Origin of the sequence: Microbacterium sp. 22179 (assembly GCF_052045715.1) — a bacterium.
In the GTDB taxonomy this organism is placed as follows: domain Bacteria; phylum Actinomycetota; class Actinomycetes; order Actinomycetales; family Microbacteriaceae; genus Microbacterium; species Microbacterium galbinum.
The window spans coordinates 120405-140308 of sequence record NZ_JBQEPJ010000004.1; the positions used below are offsets into that span (position 1 = coordinate 120405).

General features: G+C 69.5%; 23 protein-coding genes. 13 read left to right on the forward strand and 10 right to left on the reverse strand.

Annotated elements, in window-relative coordinates; genetic code table 11:
- Nucleotides 1–4 precede the first annotated feature (4 nt).
- From ACTJKK_RS10460 to trxA, 3 genes are all read left to right on the forward strand, one after another.
- Nucleotides 5–181: a hypothetical protein gene (locus ACTJKK_RS10460; RefSeq protein WP_440747931.1), complete on the forward strand. Its 177-nt coding sequence runs from the start codon at nucleotides 5–7 to the stop codon at nucleotides 179–181.
- 63 nt (nucleotides 182–244) lie between these two features.
- On the forward strand, nucleotides 245–1552 hold the full coding sequence (gene nhaA, locus ACTJKK_RS10465) for a Na+/H+ antiporter NhaA (RefSeq protein WP_440747932.1): 1308 nt from the start codon (nucleotides 245–247) through the stop codon (nucleotides 1550–1552).
- Between the two features lie 35 nt (nucleotides 1553–1587).
- Nucleotides 1588–1959, forward strand: coding sequence for a thioredoxin (gene trxA / locus ACTJKK_RS10470; protein ID WP_247623998.1), 372 nt, complete (start codon nucleotides 1588–1590; stop codon nucleotides 1957–1959).
- 20 nt (nucleotides 1960–1979) lie between these two features.
- On the opposite strand, the gene ACTJKK_RS10475 is transcribed toward trxA, so the two are convergent.
- On the reverse strand, nucleotides 1980–2300 hold the full coding sequence (locus ACTJKK_RS10475; protein ID WP_440747933.1) for a DUF952 domain-containing protein: 321 nt from the start codon (nucleotides 2298–2300) through the stop codon (nucleotides 1980–1982).
- A gap of 51 nt (nucleotides 2301–2351) precedes the next feature.
- Between ACTJKK_RS10475 and ACTJKK_RS10480 the strand changes: the two genes are divergently transcribed.
- Complete coding sequence (locus tag ACTJKK_RS10480; RefSeq protein ID WP_440747934.1) at nucleotides 2352–2912, forward strand: TetR/AcrR family transcriptional regulator; 561 nt, start codon at nucleotides 2352–2354, stop codon at nucleotides 2910–2912.
- A 53-nt stretch (nucleotides 2913–2965) separates the two neighbouring features.
- Here the strand turns inward: ACTJKK_RS10480 and ACTJKK_RS10485 are convergent, their stop codons facing one another.
- Nucleotides 2966–3316 carry a nuclear transport factor 2 family protein gene (locus ACTJKK_RS10485; protein ID WP_440747935.1) on the reverse strand — a complete coding sequence of 117 codons (351 nt, stop codon included), beginning with the start codon at nucleotides 3314–3316 and terminating at the stop codon, nucleotides 2966–2968.
- Nucleotides 3317–3490: 174 nt separating this feature from the next.
- On the opposite strand from ACTJKK_RS10485, the gene ACTJKK_RS10490 reads away from it, so the two are divergent.
- The 6 genes from ACTJKK_RS10490 (at nucleotide 3491) to ACTJKK_RS10515 (ending at nucleotide 9616) form a co-directional block, all read left to right on the forward strand.
- A complete protein-coding gene (locus ACTJKK_RS10490) occupies nucleotides 3491–3817 on the forward strand; it encodes a hypothetical protein (protein WP_440747936.1) in 327 nt (108 codons plus the stop codon).
- A 101-nt stretch (nucleotides 3818–3918) separates the two neighbouring features.
- Nucleotides 3919–5286, forward strand: coding sequence for a DUF7507 domain-containing protein (locus tag ACTJKK_RS10495; protein WP_440747937.1), 1368 nt, complete (start codon nucleotides 3919–3921; stop codon nucleotides 5284–5286).
- A gap of 242 nt (nucleotides 5287–5528) precedes the next feature.
- Complete coding sequence (locus ACTJKK_RS10500; protein ID WP_440747938.1) at nucleotides 5529–7526, forward strand: RCC1 domain-containing protein; 1998 nt, start codon at nucleotides 5529–5531, stop codon at nucleotides 7524–7526.
- Between the two features lie 106 nt (nucleotides 7527–7632).
- On the forward strand, nucleotides 7633–9024 hold the full coding sequence (locus ACTJKK_RS10505) for a sigma-70 family RNA polymerase sigma factor (protein WP_440747939.1): 1392 nt from the start codon (nucleotides 7633–7635) through the stop codon (nucleotides 9022–9024).
- Between the two features lie 104 nt (nucleotides 9025–9128).
- Nucleotides 9129–9365: a hypothetical protein gene (locus tag ACTJKK_RS10510; RefSeq protein WP_440747940.1), complete on the forward strand. Its 237-nt coding sequence runs from the start codon at nucleotides 9129–9131 to the stop codon at nucleotides 9363–9365.
- Nucleotides 9362–9616, forward strand: a complete 255-nt coding sequence (locus tag ACTJKK_RS10515) for a hypothetical protein (RefSeq protein ID WP_440747941.1) — start codon at nucleotides 9362–9364, stop codon at nucleotides 9614–9616. The genes ACTJKK_RS10510 and ACTJKK_RS10515 overlap by 4 nt, the downstream gene beginning before the upstream one ends.
- 48 nt (nucleotides 9617–9664) lie before the next feature.
- Here the strand turns inward: ACTJKK_RS10515 and ACTJKK_RS10520 are convergent, their stop codons facing one another.
- Together ACTJKK_RS10520 and ACTJKK_RS10525 are read right to left on the reverse strand one after the other, a co-directional pair.
- Nucleotides 9665–10849, reverse strand: coding sequence for an alcohol dehydrogenase catalytic domain-containing protein (locus ACTJKK_RS10520; RefSeq protein ID WP_440747942.1), 1185 nt, complete (start codon nucleotides 10847–10849; stop codon nucleotides 9665–9667).
- Nucleotides 10850–10953: 104 nt separating this feature from the next.
- Nucleotides 10954–11316, reverse strand: a complete 363-nt coding sequence (locus tag ACTJKK_RS10525) for a winged helix-turn-helix transcriptional regulator (protein WP_247633354.1) — start codon at nucleotides 11314–11316, stop codon at nucleotides 10954–10956.
- Nucleotides 11317–11386: 70 nt separating this feature from the next.
- On the opposite strand from ACTJKK_RS10525, the gene ACTJKK_RS10530 reads away from it, so the two are divergent.
- Nucleotides 11387–12430, forward strand: a complete 1044-nt coding sequence (locus ACTJKK_RS10530; RefSeq protein ID WP_440747943.1) for a zinc-binding alcohol dehydrogenase family protein — start codon at nucleotides 11387–11389, stop codon at nucleotides 12428–12430.
- 4 nt (nucleotides 12431–12434) lie between these two features.
- Here the strand turns inward: ACTJKK_RS10530 and ACTJKK_RS10535 are convergent, their stop codons facing one another.
- Together ACTJKK_RS10535 and ACTJKK_RS10540 are read right to left on the reverse strand one after the other, a co-directional pair.
- Nucleotides 12435–13127, reverse strand: coding sequence for an aspartate/glutamate racemase family protein (locus tag ACTJKK_RS10535; protein WP_336641351.1), 693 nt, complete (start codon nucleotides 13125–13127; stop codon nucleotides 12435–12437).
- A 118-nt stretch (nucleotides 13128–13245) separates the two neighbouring features.
- A complete protein-coding gene (locus ACTJKK_RS10540; protein WP_440747944.1) occupies nucleotides 13246–13695 on the reverse strand; it encodes a MarR family winged helix-turn-helix transcriptional regulator in 450 nt (149 codons plus the stop codon).
- Nucleotides 13696–13809: 114 nt separating this feature from the next.
- On the opposite strand from ACTJKK_RS10540, the gene ACTJKK_RS10545 reads away from it, so the two are divergent.
- Entirely contained in the window at nucleotides 13810–15000 is a 1191-nt protein-coding gene (locus ACTJKK_RS10545; protein WP_440747945.1) for an MFS transporter, read from the forward strand.
- A gap of 116 nt (nucleotides 15001–15116) precedes the next feature.
- Here ACTJKK_RS10545 and ACTJKK_RS10550 read toward each other — a convergent pair whose 3' ends face one another.
- Nucleotides 15117–15935 (reverse strand): shikimate 5-dehydrogenase, encoded by an 819-nt coding sequence (locus tag ACTJKK_RS10550; RefSeq protein ID WP_440747946.1) that lies wholly within the window; start codon nucleotides 15933–15935, stop codon nucleotides 15117–15119.
- A gap of 646 nt (nucleotides 15936–16581) precedes the next feature.
- On the opposite strand from ACTJKK_RS10550, the gene ACTJKK_RS10555 reads away from it, so the two are divergent.
- Nucleotides 16582–16788: a cold-shock protein gene (locus ACTJKK_RS10555; RefSeq protein ID WP_247623963.1), complete on the forward strand. Its 207-nt coding sequence runs from the start codon at nucleotides 16582–16584 to the stop codon at nucleotides 16786–16788.
- 208 nt (nucleotides 16789–16996) lie between these two features.
- Here the strand turns inward: ACTJKK_RS10555 and ACTJKK_RS10560 are convergent, their stop codons facing one another.
- The 3 genes from ACTJKK_RS10560 to ACTJKK_RS10570 form a co-directional block, all read right to left on the reverse strand.
- Nucleotides 16997–17665 (reverse strand): HAD hydrolase-like protein, encoded by a 669-nt coding sequence (locus tag ACTJKK_RS10560; protein ID WP_247633349.1) that lies wholly within the window; start codon nucleotides 17663–17665, stop codon nucleotides 16997–16999.
- Between the two features lie 70 nt (nucleotides 17666–17735).
- On the reverse strand, nucleotides 17736–18431 hold the full coding sequence (gene nucS, locus ACTJKK_RS10565; protein WP_247623961.1) for an endonuclease NucS: 696 nt from the start codon (nucleotides 18429–18431) through the stop codon (nucleotides 17736–17738).
- Between the two features lie 206 nt (nucleotides 18432–18637).
- Nucleotides 18638–19864 (reverse strand): MFS transporter, encoded by a 1227-nt coding sequence (locus ACTJKK_RS10570; RefSeq protein ID WP_440747947.1) that lies wholly within the window; start codon nucleotides 19862–19864, stop codon nucleotides 18638–18640.
- Nucleotides 19865–19904: the final 40 nt, after the last annotated feature.

Below are 19904 nucleotides of genomic sequence, written 5' to 3' on the forward strand. Positions count from 1 at the left end.
TTGCATGCCCTCCCTCGTCGCCGCAGGTTCGACGCGCGCTCCGCGCCGCCTGGCGTCGGCGACCCCGATGGGGGAGTGGATGCGTGTCGTGATGCACCCCGGCACCAACGGGTGGACCAGCGTCTGGGGAACCATGTCGCACGGCGAGATCGCCGGCTGCCCGCCGCCCCGTCGACCCTAGGTCGCGCCCCTCCGGGAGCGGCCGAGCGTTTCGTCGACCACTCCTACTTCTCGAGGTGCCCCTATGTCTTCTTCCCGTCTCCGCTTCGCCCCGCATGAGCTGTGGCGCGGCATCCGCTCCAACGCCCGCAGCGACGTGCTCGGCGGTGCGTTGCTGTTGGCCGCCACCGTCGCCGCGGTCGTCCTCGCCAACTCTCCGGCCGCGCCGTGGTACGAGGCCGTTCGCGACTTCACCTTCGGCATCCCCGCGCTGCATCTCGAACTGAGCGTCGGTGCCTGGGCGGCCGATGGACTCCTGGCCATCTTCTTCTTCGTCGTCGGTCTCGAGCTGAAGGAGGAGTTCGTCGCGGGTCGGTTGCGCGATCCCCGGCGAGCGGCGCTCCCGATCGCGGCGGCGATCGGCGGTGTCGTCGTTCCGGCCCTGTTCTTCCTGATCGTCAACGCGTCGAGCGGTGCGGAGGTGTTGCGCGGCTGGGCCATTCCCACGGCGACCGACATCGCCTTCGCGGTCGCGGTCATCGCCGTGGTCGGCCGATTCCTGCCGCCGGCACTGCGCGTCTTCCTCCTCACCCTTGCCATCGTCGACGACCTGATCGCGATCACGATCATCGCGACCTTCTACACCGAGTCGATCAGTCTGCCGCTGCTCGTGCTCGCGCTCCTCCCGCTCGCCGGTTTCGCCTTCGCGGTGCAGCGGGGCGTGCGCGCGTGGTGGATCCTGCTGCCGCTGGCCATCGCGGTCTGGGTCTGCGTGCATGCGGCCGGTGTGCACGCCACCGTCGCCGGGGTCCTGCTCGGATTCGTCGTTCCCGTGCTGCCGACCGAGCGGGCGCGTGTCGCCGTCGGTGAGGATGACGACGGCACGCGATACGACGGCTTCGCGGCGCATTTCGCCGACCGCTGGGGAGTCGTCGCGACGCTCTTCGCCGTGCCGGTCTTCGCCTTCTTCGCGGCGGGTGTGAGCATCGGCGGGATCGACGGACTCCTCTCGGCGCTGCGCGACCCGATCACGATCGGCATCATGATGGGCCTCGTCGTGGGTAAGCCGATCGGCATCCTCGTCACGACGTTCCTGCTGAGTCGCATCCCCGCGCTCCGTCTCGACGCGTCGCTGCGGTGGCCCGACCTGGCGGGCATGTCGTTCCTGGCGGGAATCGGGTTCACGGTTTCGCTCCTCGTCGGCGAGCTCGCCTACGGCTCGTCGTCGGTCGCCGACGAGCACGTCAAGATCGGGGTGCTGCTCGGATCGTTCCTGGCCGCGGTTCTCGGCGGTGCGGTGCTGGGCGTTCGGAATTCGCGTGCGCGTGCGGAGCTGGACCCCGCGGGACGACAGCCGGATGCCGACGGCCCGCAGCCGCCCCGGCATCCGTAGGCTGGTCGGAAGCCACTCAACGAAAAGGACACCCCATGGCAACGACAGCGCTCAGCAGTGCGGACTTCGCACAGACGGTCGAGAAGGACGGCATCGTGCTCGTCGACTTCTGGGCGGAATGGTGCGGCCCCTGCCGGATGTTCGGCCCGATCTTCGAGGGGGCGTCGGAGCAGCACCCCGACATCACCTTCGCGAAGGTCGACACCGAGGCGAACCAGGACCTGTCGCGCGCTGCGGGGATCGTCTCGATCCCGACGCTGATGGCTTTCCGCGACAACATCCTTGTCTTCTCACAGGCCGGCGCCCTGCCCGCCCCGGCTCTCGAGAACCTCATCGGCCAGGTGCGCGCCCTCGACATGGACGCTGTTCGCGCTCAGATCGCGGAGGCGGAGGCGGCGGCCGAGTAGTCGCCCGCGAGGGGCATCCCTCACCGCACGATCGGATTCTCGGCGGCGATCACCTCGGTCGACATCGGCAACTCGCCCAGGATGCGGGGCGCGCCGTCGACCCACTCGACCCGCACGCCCTGTGCCTTGAGCGCCTCGATGTCGATCTCGATGTCGAGGAGCGGAAGGCGGAGATCGCCGAACCGTCGCTCGACGACCTCGCTCACTCGATCGGCCGTGGTCGCGTGGATGAATCCCACGTCGTCGAGATGCATCCCGCGCGTCGAGACGACGTACTCGCCGAATCCGCGACTCATCTCCCAGTCGTCCTGGATGGCGATGTGATGGATGTGATTGCCCAACGCTCCTCCTTAATGAAACGCAACCGTTGCATTAAACGCTAGGCTACTCCTATGACAGGAAAGCGCGGACGCCCCTCGGCCGCCGAGAGGCGCGAACGTCACGAGCGGATCGTCGAACTCGTCGTCTCGCTCCTCGCGTCCGAGGGGTACGACGCCGTGACCTTCGACCGCATCGCCGCCGACGCGCACGTCGCCAAGCGCACCCTCTACAGCGAGTACGGTGACCGGCTCGGACTGATGCGCGCCGCCGTGAGCCGACAGCACGCCTATGCCGATGAGGCATGGCGATCCGTGGGCGGGGTGCGCGAAGCATCCGTCGCCGTGGTGAGCCACCTCCTGGCCGACGATGCGATCGCCGTTCATCGCGCGCTGATCGGGGCGGCAGGAGCCGATGCGACGCTCGCCGCGGAGTTCTACGACGAGGGGCCGGGTCGGGCGCAGCGATTCCTCGGCGAGTACCTGCCGGTGGATGCCGTCGTCCCCGCCGACCTCCTCTTCTCCGCGCTGCTCGGCGAACCGCACCGTCGGCGCCTGCTCGGCCTCGATGCGGCACCGTCGGCCGCGACGGTCTCCGCGCACGTCGACCGCACGCTCGCCGTACTCGGCCTGTAACGACGGGCGCGCGGGGCGTCCCCTCCATCACACCCCGCGAATGCGACCCGCGATCACCCGCCGACGCGGCCGATCGACCCGCCGAAGTACACCTCGACGGCGTGCACGCGGCCGTCGCGCACCTCGAGCGACTCGACGTTGCGCCACAGTAAGCCGTCAACGGCATACTCGTAGCGGTGCAGCACGAGACCGTCGATCGGGATGATCTGGAGGGTCTGCGCCGGTGAGCTGAAATGACCCGCGGTCGGGAAGCAACGCTCCAGCCAGGTCGCTTTGTCGATGTGGTCGTCCTGCGGGCTGGTGAACACGAAGTCGTCAGCCATGATCCGCTCGGCCGCCGCGCGATCCTGCTCACGGAACGCCCGCATGAACTCCTGGACGATCTCGACGGCGCTGCTCGACATGTCGCGAGCGTAAGCCGCGACGGACGCCGTCGCAAGGGGATGCCCCTCCCCGGCCGCGTCACGAGGTCGGCTAGAATATCGCTGCCTCTCCACTCCTCGGGCGGAGTCGAGGTGATGGGGGATGTACGCCCGGTATCCGTTCGGCTTTACCCGAAGCCATGAAGGAGAACCCCGGTGGGGAACACTCGCGTTCGCGCGCGCCTTTCGCGCACCCTTTCGATCCTTACCCTGGCGGCTGCGCTCGCCACAGGACCGGTCCTCGTCGCGCCCGCCGAACCCGCCGCCGCGGCATCCGGGTTCACGCAGGTCGGGAGCGATCGAGCCCTGACGGGCGAGACGCCGTCGCCGCGCACCGAGGTGAGCGACAGCACCGGGCTGACACCCGCGAACCTCGCCATCGCCGGCCTGAGCGGCGCCTTGCTGCTCGCCGTCATCGGCGGGGTGGTTCTCGACGTGCGTCGTCGCCGCCCGTCGCGGCGGAATCGGATGCCGGGGGTGTGAGCGCTATCCATCAGCAGGCGAAATGTCACCCTCCTCGGGCTGCCCACGGTCGATAGAGTGTGCGCGGGGATGACCGCGTCAGCGATGAGGGGATTCAGGGAATGACGGTTTCGACGCGCACGATCCGTGGTGCACGGGGGTGGGCTCTCGCAGCCCTCGGCGGGGTGTTCGCGCTCGCGTTGGCAGCGGGCGCGGCTGCGGTGCCGGCCCAGGCGGCGGAGGCTCCGCTGGCGGTCACGCCGGGGGCCTGCGTGCCCGCCGACGTCTACGTGAACAGCGGCGAAGACCCGCTCACCCTGCAGCGCTACGGCGCGGATGCCGCGACCGGCGCCCTCGCGCTCGAGTCGAGCGTCGCGCTCGACCGTTCGTTCGGCGACATCGCCTGGAATGCCGACGAGACCGTGCTCTACGGGGTGGACTGGACCGACCCGCAGCACCTCTTCACGATCGATGCCGCCACGGGCGTCTCGACGGATGCCGGCGAGATCCTGTTCGACGACGGCAGCGCCCCGTTCGAGGACAACTGGCTCAACTCACTCTCCGCCACCGCCGACGGTCGGCTCCTCGCGGCCGGGTATCAGTACACGAGCATCTGGTTCCTCGATCCGGTGACCGCGCGGCTCACCGATGCGCCGGTGAGCTTCCCGACGCTGGCCGACGGTGAGACGTACCTCGCGTCGGGCGGCGACTTCCTCACCCTCGACTCCGGCCTGATCCTCGGCCTCGCCCATGACGGCGCGGGCCGTGGGTTCCTCGTGCTGTTCGACTTCGCCGCCGGTACCAGCACGGTCGTCGGCCAGGTTCCGCTGTCGTTCGGTGCGGCGCTCTCGGGCGGACGCGTGTACCTCGCGGCATCGACCGGCGAGATCCTGGTGCTCGACGGCATCCCGACCACGGCATCCGAAGCCCCGTTGGCGACGTCCGTCGTCGCCACCACCGAGCTCCCCCTGTACGGCGCGACCTCGCGCCAGGACTCGGGGGCGTGCCCCGTCGCGGCGCTGACGTTCGTGAAGGACCTCACCGGAAACGACGACGCTGACGGCTCGGGAACGGTGACCGTCGGCGACACGCTGAGCTACACGCTCACGGCGACCAACACCGGTGAGGCCGCTCTCACCGCCGTGACGATCGACGACCCGCTCACGGGGCAGAGCACCTCGTGCGAGCGGGTGGAGGTCGGGGCGGCCTGCGTGCTCGCGGCGACGCACCGGGTGACGGGCGCCGACCTCGTCGCCGGCCAGGTCGTGAACACGGGGCGGGCGAGTTCGGCCGAGACGGATGCCGTCGAGGATGCCGTCACCACGCCGGTCGTGGCCGCGCCGGCCCCTCAACCCAGCGGGGTCGGAAACGCCGTGGGTGCCGAACTTGCCGAGAGCGGGAGCGCGACGTCGCCCGTCGGACTCATCGCCGCCGGCCTGCTTCTCGCCGCGGGAACGATTCTCCTGCGCGGTCGTCGCGCTCGGGCGTGAACCCACGGCCGAGACGCGGTGATCAGACCGCACATGAGTTCCGCTGAATATCCGTTCAGTGGTAAATAAGTATTCAGTTGCATAGATCTCCGGCACCCCAGTAGCCTCCGAGACGACGGTGCGTCAGATTCTCTGCGTTCATCCGTTGTCACTTATGCGTCGGCTACCCGGGCCGACCTGGTCGGCCCACCCTGCCGACCGAGGGGAGGGGCGCCGTCGTGCGCCCGGAGATGAGGAAACCGATGGGGGAGTACACGAAAGACGCGCGCTCGACGCGCAGACGAACGACGCGCGGACTGGGGATCGCCACGGTCCTCGGCGCCGCAGCGGCGGTGGCTCTGTCACCGCTGGCGGCCTCGGCCGCACCGACGCCCGACGCCGGCCCGACGATCGGGGGCGCGACCGTGAGCGACACCGTGATCGGTGTGCGGTTCACGGACGTCTCGGCCGACCTCGGCCCGTCGTACGCGCTCGGCGACGACGGCAACGCCTACGCCTGGGGCCTCAACTCGCTGGGACAGCTCGGCGACGGCACCACCACGAACCGCCTCACCCCCGTGCGGGTGGCGGCGCCCGCCGGCGTGACCTTCACCGAGGTCGCGGGCGGTGAGGGCTTCGCGATCGCCCTCGACCCGAGCGGCCAGGCCTACTCGTGGGGGCAGGGCTTCTACGGGCAGCTCGGCGACGGAGACATCCAGAGCCGTATCGCGCCCGTCGCGGTGCAGATGCCCGCGGGCATCACGTTCACCGACGTCGATGCGGGCTCGTACCACTCGCTCGCCGTCGGCTCCGACGGCCTTCTCTACGGCTGGGGCTACAACGGGCAGGGGCGCGTCGGCGACGGCACCACCGCCCAGCGGATCGCTCCGGTGCAGCTCCCCACCCCGACGGGCGTGACCTTCACCACCGTCGACGCGGGGAGCACGTACTCGCTGGCCCTCGCGAGTGACGGATCGATCTACGCCTGGGGGATGAACTACGGCGGCACGCTCGGCGACGGCACGCAGAACGACCGGGCGACCCCCGCTCTCGTGCAGACACCCGCCGGCGTGACGTTCACGCAGATCTCGGCGGGCAACAGCCACGCGCTGGCACTCGCCTCCACCGGCGAGGTCTACGCCTGGGGATCGAACCTCGGCGGACCGATCGGCAACGGCGACACCTCGGGCGACCCCGTGCTCACCCCCGCGATCAGCGCGATCCCCGCGGGGGTGACGATCGCGCAGATGAGCGCGGGTTCGTCGTACTCCCTGGCTCTCGACGGCAGCGGTCAGCTCTACTCGTGGGGCGCCAACGACAACGGCACGCTCGGCACCGGCACCACGACCGGCCATTACGTTCCGGGTCTCGCGCAGCTGCCCGCAGGAGTGACGTTCACCTCGATCGACGCCGGCTCGCAGCACGCGCTCGCCACCGGCTCCGACGGCAAGACGTACTCCTGGGGCGTCAACAGCATCGGCATGCTCGGCGACGGAACCAGCCAGAACCGTCGAGCCCCCGGGCTCGTGCGCACCGAGGTCACCGTCACCGGCGTGACCTTCGACGGCATCCCCGCCACCGACCTCGTGCAGAGCGACGGCGCCTGGAGCGTCACCACGCCCGCGTACTGCGGACCGTCCGACGTGGCCGTCTCGTACACGCAGTTCGGGGTCGCGGCATCCGTGGTCTTCGATGACGGCTATGTCTTCGGCTCCGCCCCGACGATCACCGAGAGCCCCACGCCCTCGGTCGTGGTGGCCGGTCAGTCGGCGACGCTGACGGCCGCGGCCGACGGCGACGACGCACCGACCGTGCAGTGGCAGCAGGCGCTCACGGCGGGAGGCCCGTGGGAGGACATCGTGGGAGAGACCTCGACCTCGATCTCGGTGAGCCCCACCGACACGACGTACTACCGCGCCGTGTTCACCAACTGCCTGGGCCAGGCGATCACCGAGCAGGCGACCATCAGCCTGCGTGCCTCGACCGGCGACCCGGGAACCGAGAACCCGGGAACCGACGATCCGGGCACCGATGACCCCGGCACCGACGAGCCGGGCACCGATGAGTCCGGTACCGAGAACCCCGCGGACGGCGGCAGCAGCGCGCCCGGCGAGGGTTCGAGCTCGAACGGCAGCGCCTCGGCGGACGCGACCCTCGCGCTCACGGGCGGCGGAGCGCCGTGGGCTCCGATCGCGATCGGCGGGGGCCTGCTCCTCGTCGGCGCGGCCGGCATGCTCCTGCGCGGGAGGCGGTTGGTCTGACGACCGCACGCGTCGAGTCGGCGGCACCGGATGACCGGTGCCGCCGATTCGCGTTGGTTCCGGGCGTGCGGGAGTGCGCCACAATGATGATCGGGGAGGTCGTCAGATGGCAGTACGGGCACGGCAGCGCACGATCGATCCGGCGATCCTGCGCGAATACGCGGAGGACGACCGGCTCAGCGCGGCCGCCAACGCGGGCGATCGCGCGGCTGCCGGCATGTTCCTTCTCCGCAACCAGCGGATGCTTCTCACCACCGCTCGCCGACTCGCCACCAGCGGCATCGACCCCGACGACCTGCTCGCCGATGCCCTCGTCGGCCTGCTCTCGCTGTGGAAGAGCGGCACCGGACCGAAGGAGAAGGCGGGGGCGTACGTGATCCGCTCCATGCGCAACCGGATGATCGACGAGTTCCGCTCGCCGCGCTCTCGCGTGCTGCCGCTCGTCGATGCCGAAGACAACCTGCCGACGGTGATGCAGGACACGCGGCACATCGAACTCGACGCCGAGTACCGTCGCGTGCGCGCAGCGCTGCTGCTGCTCCCCGACGATCAGCAGCAGGTGCTGCGCGCCACGATCATCGACGGACGCAAACCCGCCGAGCTGGAGGAAGAGCTCGGGCGGCCGGCGTCGTCGATCTACGCCCTCAGCCTGCGCGCCCGCAAGGGACTGCGCCGCGCCATGCTCCGGGTGATCCTCGAAGAGGACGATCCGCCCGCCGAGTGCCGTCACGCGGCCACGAGACTCCCCCCGGCGGTCACCGAAGACGTCGACGACGCCGCGGACTCGGCCGGCATGGAGCACATCCGCGACTGCCCCCGTTGCCGCGCCGCGTGGGGTCGATTCGGCACCACGGCCTCGCTGCTCGGCGTCGCCACCGTGCTGCTGATCGGCAACATCGTGCTCGGCCCCTCCAGCGCCGAGGCGTCCGAGGAGCCCACGAGCGACGCCGAACCATCGGCCGGATCGTCGTCGGCCGGATCGTCGTCGGCCGGATCGAGCGCGCCGAGCGTGAGGGGTGGGGGCGCGGCATCCGTTTGGCAGGTAGTGGGCAACATCTGGCCGGTGCTCGCGATCGTCGCGGGTCTCGGCATCCTGGGCGTGGTCGTCGTGCCGCCCGTGATCGAACGGATCGCCGCACCCGCCCCGGTCGTCTCCGAACTCGTCGTCACCTCCGACATCACCGGGCAGGGCACGGCGACTCTCGCCGTCTCGCTCACCGGGCGCGAGGAGTCGTCGACCGTCTCTCTCACCCTGCCCGAGGGGCTCGCGGTGGTCGCGGCCCCGACCGGGTGGGAATGCCGGCCGACGGATGCCGCGCTCGTCTGCACGGTCGAGGGGCAGCCCGACGGCCTGTTCGTGCTCAGCGATGTCCGGGTCGAACAGGTCGGCGACTACCGCCTCGAAGTCTCGGCCGTCATCGGAGACCAGACCCTCACCGGCAGCGCCTGGGGCCAGATCGGTCCCGATTCGCAGACCGTCCGCGCCTCGATCGACTGAACACGGCACCTACGTGCCGAGCGGATGCCTGTCAACGGGCATCCGTTCCCGGCCCGTCGCGGGCACGCTGGAATCCTCACGACCGACGACGAGAGGAGCACGACATGTCGAATCCCGAGGGTCTCATCAACTCCTTCGGTGCCGAGGAATCGGCGATCCGCCCCGAGGAGGAAGACCTGATCGCGGAGGAGCACGCCGAATCCGACGACGAGGTGTCGGCGGAGGAGCGCATCGCCGGCCAGGACGCGATCGGCGGCGGCGTCAACACCGATCCCGACCTCGGACTCGCGAGCTCGCCGTCGGACGTCTCGGCCGCCGACCTTTCCGACGGCAACTCATGAGCGGGTCGGACTCGGGCGCAGACATGCCGACCGGAGCCGAGGCCGAGGAGCGCATCGCGGAGCTGCTGGAGCAACGACAGCGGGACGGCGTCGGGGTGGACGACGTGCCCGCGGGTGGCGGCGGTGCCGATTCCGGCGCGGCCGGTGCAGTGGGGGTCGACGACGACACGGATGCCGCGGCATCCGCCGACGCCGATTCCTACGACTCCGCCCACAACGACGAGCCGGGGGTCGGCAACCGCCACCCGTGACGCCGCCCGTGACCTCGCGGGCCGGCGGGCGGCCGGGAGGTCACGGCCTCAGGCCGCCGACGGGTGCAGTACGACCTTGATGCAGCCGTCCTCCTTCTTCTGGAACGTGCTGTACAGCCCGGGCGCATCCTCGAGCGGAGCGTGATGGGTCGTCAGGTCCATCACCCCGAGCGGATCGGCGGCGTCCTCCACCAGCGGCATGATGTCGTCGATCCAGCGCTTGACGTTGCACTGCCCCATGCGCAGGCTGATCTGCTTGTCGAACAGCGTCTTCATGGGCATGATGTCGGCGTCTCCCGCGTAGACACCGCTGAGCGAGACCGTTCCCCCACGACGCACCGCGTCGATCGATGCGTACACGGCGGCGAGGCGATCGATGCCTGCCTTGTCGAGCAGCTGGCGCGCGGCGGCGTCGGGGAGCAGCCCCACCGCCTTCTGCACGAACTCCACTCCGGCGTTGCCGTGCGCCTCGAGACCGACGGCATCCACCACTCCGTCCGCGCCGCGGCCCTCGGTGAGGTCGCGCAGCTCTTCGACGATCGTGTCGGTGAGATCGAAGGTGTCGATGCCGTGACGCTCGGCCATCGCGCGGCGTTCCGGAACGGGATCGACGGCGAGCACCCGGTAGCCGCGGTGCCGAGCGATGCGAGCGACGAACTGACCGACGGGGCCGAGCCCCATCACCGCGAGCGTGCCGCCCTCGGGCACCTCGGCGTACTCCACGCCCTGCCATGCGGTGGGGAGGATGTCGCTGAGGAAGAGGTATCGCTCGTCGGGGAGGTCGGCGCCGATCGGGATGTGGTTGTAATCGGCCAGGGGCACCCGCAGGTACTCCGCCTGTCCGCCCGGAACCTGGCCGTAGAGCTTGGTGTAGCCGAAGAGCGCCGCCCCGCTGCCGTACTCGCGCACCTGCGTGGTCTCGCACTGCGACTGGACCCCGTGCGTGCACATGAAGCACTCGCCGCAGGAGATGTTGAACGGGATGACCACCCGGTCGCCGACCTTGAGCTTCGTCACGCCCGCGCCGACCTCGACGACGACCCCCATCGGCTCGTGGCCGAGCACGTCGCCGCGGTCGATGAACGGTCCGAGCAGCTCGTACAGGTGGAGGTCGGACCCGCAGATCGCCGAGGACGTGATGCGGATGACGGCATCCGTCGGTTCCTGGATGACGGGGTCGGGCACCTCCTCGACCGTCACGTTGCGGGTGCCCTGCCAGGTGAGTGCCTTCATCGTGTGCTCCGATCCGTGGGTGTCGTCCCACCGTCGTCGCGGTCGACGACGCCGGCATACCCGGTTGACAGGCCCCGGTGAGGGTGCTTCGAGGGTGCGCGGCCTCAGACCGCGGGAAAGCGTTCGATGTTCGACTCGACCCAGTCGCGGAGTCCGCGCAGAGGGCGAGCGGCATCGATGCCGAGCTCGGTCAGTGAGTATTCGACCCGCACCGGCACCTCGGCGAAGACCTCGCGTGTGAGCAGGCCCCGGTCCTCGAGGCGGCGGAGCGTGGCGGTGAGGACCTTCGGGCTGATGCCCATGAGCCGCTTCTTGAGTTCGCCGAACCGCAGTGCGCCGTCTTCGAGGGCTCCGATCGCGAGCGCGCTCCACTTGTCGGCGAGCAGGTCCAGAACGCCGCGGCACGGGCACTGGGCGTCGTAGACGTCATGCGGGGTGCCGAGTGCGCAGGTGTCGAGCGTGGTCATCCCGTAATGGTAACCGAAAGATACTAGAGACCCTTGCGGGTAACTGGGGTGGACTGGATATGGTCGAGCCATGGCAGAACAGACGTCCCCCACGACACCCGTAGAACTCCCCGCGACCATGCTCGCGATCGACGCGCCCGGCGGTGCGGCATCCGATCCGGGTTCGATGGTCGACGTGGAGATCCCCACTCCCGTTCCCCACGGACACGACCTGCTCGTCGCGGTCGACGCCGTCTCGGTCAATCCGGTCGACGTCAAGAATCGCGGCCGGGCGAAGAAGGGGGATGCCCCGCGTGTGCTCGGCTTCGACGCCGTCGGTCGCGTCGTCGCCGTCGGCGAGGACGCTCGTCGCTTCGCCGTGGGTGACCGCGTCTTCTACGCCGGTCAGATCGACCGTGCGGGATCGGACGCGCAGTTCCAACTCGTGAACGAGAACATCGTCGGCGCAGCACCGGAGTCGCTGACGGATGCCGAGGCCGCCGCCGTGCCGCTCACGGCGATCACCGCCTGGGAAGCGTTGTTCGATCGGCTCCGCCTCGGCGCCGACAGCGAGGGCACCCTGCTCGTGATCGGTGCCGCGGGCGGGGTCGGATCGCTGATCATCCAGTTCGCCCGGGCGCTGACGCGACTCACGGTGATCGCCGTGGCGTCCCGCCCGGAGTCGGAGGAATGGGTGACGCGGATGGGCGCCGACCACGTCGTGGGGCGCGACTTCGCCGACGCCGTCCGCGAGATCGCACCGGGGGGCGTCGACTACGTCTTCACCTCGTTCACCCCGGGCAACATCGACGCCATCGCCGCGGTCATCCGCCCCCGCGGAGAAGTCGTGTCGATCGACGAGACCGGTGGCAGCATCGACGCCCTCAAGGGCAAGAGCGTCACATGGCACTGGGAGCTCATGTTCACCCGGCCCATCCACGAGCCCGACGACGACTACCAGCACGAACTGCTCACGCGCGTCGCCGGTCTCCTCGACGCCGGGGAGGTGAGCACGACGCTCACGACCACTCTCTCGCCGCTCGATGCGGCGACCCTTCGCGAGGCGCATGCGCTCGTCGAGACCTCGCGCACGATCGGGAAGGTCGTCGTGACCGGTCCGTGGGGCGCGGAGTGAGCGGCTACTCGGGCAGCGCCGCCGCGATCGCGGCATCCACGTGCAGCGAGGTCGTCGGGAACACGGGCACCGGCACGTCGCCGGCCGACAGCAGCAACTCGATCTCGGTGCAGCCGAGGACGATGCCCTCCGCTCCGCGCGCGATCAGCCGGTCGACGACCTCGACGTACGCCCGTCGCGACTCGTCGCGCACGACGCCGTGCACCAGTTCGTCGTAGATCACGGCATGCACGGTGCGGCGGTCGTCGGCATCCGGAACGAGGGTGCGGATGCCGTGCGCCGCGAGCTTCTCGGCGTAGAACGGCTTCTCCATCGTGAAGGCGGTGCCGAGCAGGCCGACGGTGGCGAGCCCCGCGCCCGACACCGCGGCGCCGGCGGCGTCGGCGATGTGCAGGAAGGGGATGCCGACGGCATCCGTGATCCGGTCGGCGACGAGGTGCATGGTGTTGGTCGCAAGCACGAGGATCTCCGCACCTGCGGCCTCGAGCGCGCGGGCGCGATCGGCGAGGAGAGCGCCCGCGGAATCCCAGTCGTCCTGCGCCTGCAGCGCCTCGATCTCGGCGAAGTCGAGCGAGTCGAGCAGGATGCGGGCCGAGTGGTAGCCGCCGAGTCGTGCGGCGACCCGCTCGTTCGCGAGCCGGTACCACTCGAGGGAGGACTCCCAGCTCATGCCGCCGAGAACGCCGATCGTCTTCATCCGATCAGGGTATCGGCGGGGTGGGACCCTTCGACAGGCTCAGGGACCCAGCCTCTGCAACGGGTCGCTGTGTCTGAAACTGGGGCGCTGAGCCCGTCGAAGCGCCCCGCCGCGAGACTCACGCCAGCGCGGAACTCCCCTGCAGGGCGTGCACGACCGGGGCGAGCTCGGGCTGATCCATGGCGTCGCCGAGCGTGCGCTCGAGGGTCTCGTCGTGGATCGGGTGCGCCTGGTCGTACAGCGCACGCCCGGCGGCGGTGAGCTCGGTGTAGATGCCGCGGCGGTCGTCGGCGCAGAGGATGCGGGTCAGCAGCCCGCGGTCCTCGAGGCGGGTGACGAGGCGGGTCGTGGCGCTGGGGCTGAGGACGGTCGCGCGCGCGAGCTGCTGCATCCGCATGTGCCAGCCGTCCTGGCGGCTGAGCGCATCGAGCACGGTGTACTCGACGACCGACAGGCCGACGGATGTTCCGAGTGCCCGTTCGAGTTCGGTCTCGATGATCCCGTGCAGGGCGGCGAGTGTGCGCCAGCCTCGTGCGCGGATCTCGACGGCGTCGTCCGAGATGCCCATGGTGACCTCCGAAAGTCGTTGCTTGCGCAAACTACTTGCGCGTGCAATCATTGTGTTCCGGACGCAATATCCCGCGTCTGCAACTACCTTATCAGAGCACCACGGAGCACCACCATGCCACTCGGACTCATCGCACTCGCCCTCGGAGCCTTCGGGATCGGACTCACCGAGTTCGTGATCATGGGCCTGCTGCCCGAGGTCGCCGCCGACTTCGCCGTGAGCGAGGCCACCGCAGGCTGGCTCATCTCCGGCTACGCGCTGAGCGTCGCGGTCGGAGCGCTCGTCGTCACCGCCGCCACGGTGCGGCTGCCGCGCAAGGCCGTGCTCATCGGGCTGCTCGTGCTGTTCATCGCCGGCAACGCCCTCACCGCGATGGCTCCCGACTACACCGGCGCCATGATCGGACGCATCGTCGCGGCGCTGTGCCACGGGGCCTTCTTCGGCATCGGCTCGGTCGTCGCCTCCGAGCTCGTCGCCCCCGACAAGAAGGCCGGTGCGATCTCGATCATGTTCACGGGCCTCACCGCGGCGAACGTGCTGGGCGTGCCGTTCGGAACCTTCATCGGCCAGCAGTTCGGCTGGCGTGCGACGTTCTGGGTGATCACCGTCATCGGTGTCGTCGCCCTGATCGGGATCGCCGCGGTCGTGAAGGCCCCGCGCTCCGACGGTGCCGCCGTGAGCCTGCGGCAGGAGCTCTCGGCGTTCCGCTCCGGGCAGGTGTGGCTGTCGCTCGTCATCACGGTGCTCGCCTTCGGCGGCATGTTCGGCGCTTTCACCTACGTCGCGTACACGCTCACCGGAGTCTCGGGCTTCGACACCGTGGCCGTGCCGTGGCTGCTCGTGCTCTTCGGCGTCGGCCTCGTGGCCGGTAACGCGATCGGCGGGCGCCTCGCCGACCGCTCGATCGACCGCACGCTCCTTCTCTTCATCGCGGCGCTCGTCGTCGTGCTCGTCGCGTTCGCCCTGCTCGCGTGGTCGCAGCCCGCGACGATGGTGATCCTCGTCGCGATGGGCGGCTTCGGCTTCGGCACCGTTCCCGCGCTGCAGAGCCGCATCATGCGGTTCGCGGGTGGTGCACCGACGCTCGCCTCGGGCGCGAACATCGGCGCGTTCAACGTCGGCAACGCGCTCGGCGCCTGGGCCGGAGGGGTGGGGATCGCCGCCGGGCTCGGCTACACCTCCCCCATCTGGATCGGCGCGGCGATCACGGCATCCGCCCTGGTGATCATGGTGTTCGCGGCATCCGCTGCGCATCGTGCGCACGGTGTGCCCCGGGCGGAGGAGAGCGAGGTCGTCGGCGTCTGAGTCTCGGCCCTTCGTCTCGTCGCTGCGCTCCTCGCTCAGGAACCGGTCTTCGGCACCTGTCTTCGGCACCGGTCCCTGAGCGAGCGGAGCGAGACGAAGGGCGACTACTGCGCGCGTCACTGCGCGCGCATGAACTCCTCGGCCTGGCGCACCTGCTCGGCCGACGGGCGGATGCCCGTGTACAGCACGAACTGCTCGAGCGCCTGCCGCGTCGCGACCTCGGCGCCGCTGATGACCGTCTTCCCCGCCGCGCGCCCCGCGCGCACGAGCGGCGTCTCGGCGGGCAGCGCCACGACGTCGAAGACGACGGATGCCGCGGCCACCGCCTCCTCCGAGAACGACAGCGTGTGCTCGTCGGGCCCGCCGGCCATGCCGATCGGGGTGATGTTCACGATGATGTCGGCGGTGCTGTCTCCGGCATCCGCTTGCCAGGCGAAGCCGTACAGGTCGGCGAGGGTGCGCCCTGCCTGCTCGTTGCGCGCGACGATGGTCGCGTTCGCGAATCCGGCGTCGCGGAAGGCGGCGGCTGTGGCCTTGGCCATGCCGCCCGATCCCTTCAGCAGTACCGAGGCTGCGGCATCCAAGCCGTTCTCCTCGATGAGCTGGGCGATGGCCGAGTAGTCGGTGTTGTACGCGGTGAGCACGCCGTCGTCGTTCACGATCGTGTTGACCGAGTCGATCGCCGACGCCGACTCGTCCATACGGTCGACGAGCGCGATGACGTCTTCCTTATAGGGCATCGAGATCGCGCACCCGCGGATGCCGAGGCCGCGCACGCCCGCGATCGCCTGGGCGAGATCGGTCGGCGCGAAGGCCTTGTAGATCCAGTTGAGGTCGAGGGCCTCGTAGAGGAAGTTGTGGAAGCGCGTGCCGTTGTTGCTCGGTCGAGCAGACAGCGAGATGCAGAGCGTCATGTCCTTATTCAGCATGGTCACCCGCTCAGGCTACTCAGCTTCGAGCGCCTCGCGGATTCGGGAGAGGCGGAACGCCGGAGGTGCCCCCGTGCTGTCCGCCCCGCCTCTTCCCGAAACCTGCGATCCTTGCGGATCAGTCTCCCCACCCTTGCCGCTTCCGCTACGGCCCCCGTCGTAGCGTGTTCGTGCTTCCTCCCCTATGGTGAAGATGCATGCACATGGGGATCGATCGTCTCCGTCTTTCCCCAGAAGACGGGAAGCCTTCCCCAGAGGCAAGACGATCCGTGCATGCGATTGGGCCCTCTCGAGTAGGTCAGTCCCCAATGGGCTACTCGAGGGGGCCGCTATCGACATGATTGCACTTTTTTTGAGATTTGTCCCCCAAATGGGGGACACGGATCCAAAAAAAGAGGTACAGTGGAATCTGACGCACCCTCCGGTCGTCTTCGGCCCTCATCGCTCCCCCCGCGGTGAGGGCCACACCATTTTCTGAGCGAGGGTCCGTCCTCCGGGGCGTCGGCGCACGACGCCCCCGCTACCGTGCCGCTCGTGCAACATTTGGATTACCTTCTGATTGCGGCTATTGCCCTCGGGGTCTCCTCCACTAGCGTTAGCGATGTCGGTGCATCCCTGCGTCGGCTATTTTTTCCAGCAGAACAGGCAGTACATGAGCACCCAGGGCACGGTCAAGTGGTTCAACTCGGAGAAGGGCTTCGGCTTCATCTCCCCCGACGACGGAGGCGCTGACGTCTTCGCGCACTACTCCGCAATCGATTCCTCCGGCTACCGGTCTCTCGAAGAGAACCAGCGAGTCGAGTTCGACGTGGCGCAGGGCCCCAAGGGCCTGCAGGCAGAGAACATCCGCCCCCTCTGAGCGGGCAGGAGCATCGCTCCCCGACCGGATCCGTCGCCATCGGTGACATCCGGCGGGGAGCTTTGTGCTTTTCGGGGTGATTCCGGGGCGCGGGGCGTGGCGGTCGGCGTGCACTAACTCAGGAAGAACGGGCGATTTCCGCCGGATCCGGCCCGAATCGCGCCCGATCGGTCGAGTCTTCCTGAGTTGGGTACGCGACCGATCGGCGTCAGGCCGACAGCAGCAGTGCGCGCAGCTCGTCGACGGATGCTGCGCGGAACGCCGCGTCGTCACCCTCGTGGGCGTCGCTGAAGCCCCACTCGACGAAGATCACGGGAACGCCGTTGGCGTTGCCGCCCTCGACGTCGTGATGACGGTCGCCGATGAGCACCGGGCGCGAGACGTCGGCGCCGCGCTCTTCGAGGCGCCGCAGCGCCTCGGCCACGATGTCGGTCTTCGACGCGAGGGTCGACTCGTCGGGCGTCGCTCCGACCGTGGTGACGAAGTCGGCGCGCAGGTCGAAGTGATCGATCAGGGCGTCGACCTGATTCTCGGGCTTCGAGCTCGCGGTCGCCTGCGGGATGCCGGCGGCGTGCACGTCGTGGATCAGGTCGGTCACCCCGGGGTAGGTGGTGACGTCGGTCGTGTAGCCGTCGGCCTTGCCGAGCGTGCGGTAGAACGAGACGGCCTCGGCGGACTGCTCGGGCGTCATTCCCGCCTGGTCCTGGAACGACTGGAACATGGGCGGCCCGATCCAGTGCACGAGCTGCTCGCGCGTCGGCGCCGGGTGCCCGAAGTGGGTGAGGGCGACGTTCAGGCGGCGCAGAATGCCCACCGAGGCGTCGACGATCGTGCCATCGACATCCCACAGCACGCAGGAGTAAGGGGAGGAGGCCATGCCCTCCAGCCTATGGGGCGCGGGGCGCGTGATCGCACACGGTGCACGGACGTGCAGGTGGGGGCAGGCGTCAGAACAGGCGGGGGATCCCCGACTCGATGCCCTTCATGTCGTCGTAGTCGAGAACGAGGCAGCGGATGCCGCGGTCCTCGGCGAGCACGCGCGCCTGCGGCTTGATCTCCTGCGCGGCGAACACGCCCTGCACGGGGGAGAGGTGCGGGTCGCGGCCGAGGAGTTCGAGGTAGCGGGTGAGCTGCTCGACGCCGTCGATGTCGCCGCGGCGCTTGATCTCGACCGCGATGGCGGCGCCGTCGGCATCGCGCACCAGCAGGTCGACCGGACCGATCGCCGTCGGATACTCGCGGCGCACGAGCGTCGCGCCCTCGGAGATGCGCTCGACCTGCTCGGCGAGGAGGCGCTGCAGGTCGGCCTCGACGCCGTCCTTCTGAAGGCCGGGGTCGATGCCGAGCTCGTGCGAGGTGTCGTGGATGACCTCGTAGATCTGCACGCGCAGCGCATCGCCGGTCTTCTTGTGGCTGACCCGCCACACCTCGACGACGCCGGCGCTCGCCTCTTCTTCGCCGGGCTCCTCGGTGGTGAGGGTGCACGGCGGGCTCATCCAGTTCAGCGGCTTGTAGCTGCCGCCGTCGGAGTGCACGAGCAGACTCCCGTCTCCCTTGTGCACGAGCAGACGCGTGGCAAGCGGAAGATGGGCATTGAGCCGACCGGTGTAGTCGACCGAGCAGCGGGCGATGACGAGACGCACCCGACGAGCCTACTTCGTCGCGCGCGGGTTCTTCGCGCGACGGGTTCGCGAGTCCGCGCAGGGCTGGGGTGCGGGTGCTCACCCTGCGACCGCGACGCGCGCTGGGGAGGAGATCTCGCGCTGTGCAGGATTGGTTCCGGCATCCGCTCCTGCGTAGCGAGAGATTTCCTCCGTTACGGCGGGCGGATGCCGCGCGGCCGACGCGCCTACTTCGTCGCAGACACCTTCTCGTCGGCGCGGAGCGGGCGGGCGGCGCCGGAGAACAGGCCGGATGCCACGATCAGCGCGACCAGGATGAACAGCGTGTTGAGCAGGCCGATGTGCTCGCTGATGAAACCGAGCACGGGAGGGCCGCCGAGGAAGGCGACGTAGCCGATGGTCGCGGCGGCGCTGACGCGGGCTGCGGCCTTGGCGGGGTCGTCGGCCGCGGCCGACATGCCGATCGGGAAGCCGAGCGAGGCGCCGATGCCCCAGAGTGCCGCGCCGACCAGCACCAGGGGCAGGTTCGGGGCGAGGATGAACAGCAGCACACCGCTCGCCGCCGACACCGCGAGCACGCGCAGCACCGCCACCCGGCCGAAGCGGTCGACGAGGGGTCCGCCGAAGAGGCGCACCACGGTCATCCCGACCGAGAAGACGGCGAGGGCGATGGCGCCGGTGCCCGTCGTGAAGCCGTGACCCTGCTCGGTGCCGAGAGCGATCCAGTCGTTCGCGCCGCCCTCGGCGAAGGCCATGCCCAGCATGACGACGCCGAGGAGGTAGGTGCGGGGCTCGCGCCACGCCTCGAGCGAGGTGTGCAGGCGCTCGCGCCAGGCGGGCTTCTCGGCGGGTTCGGGATCGAGCGCGGCCTTGCGTACCGGGACCTGCAGGAAAGTGGCGACGGCGACGAGAGCGAGCAGTATGCCCATGATGCCCGCGTGGGTCGCGACGGTGAGCTGCAGCCAGGCGGCCAGGGCACCGATGCCCGCGCCGATCACGGTGCCAAAGCTGAAGAACGCATGGAACACCGGCAGCACGGTCTTGCCCATCTGCTGCTCGATCGCCGTGGCCTCGACGTTCATCATGACGTCGAGGCATCCGTTGCCGAATCCGAAGAGCACCATGCCGGCGAGCACGAGCGGCACCGAGCCGAACACGGTGGACCCGAAGCCGACGAGCGCGATGCCGGCCGAGAACATCAGCATCATCGCGAGCATGCCGACGCGCGCGCCGGTGCGGGCCATGACGGCGGGGCTCGTCGAGATGCCGATGATCGACGCGATGCCCATGCCGAGCAGGATGAGTCCGACCTGCGCGTTGTCGAGGTCGAGATCGGCCTTGATGCTGGGGACGCGCGACGCCCACGTGGCGATCGACAGACCGCTGGCCATGAAGATCGCGAAGATCGCGGCTCGCCAGCGGACGAACTGCGAGCGGGTGAGGACGGCATCCATGGGCATCATCCTATCGAATCGATTCGACGCGCGGAAAGGC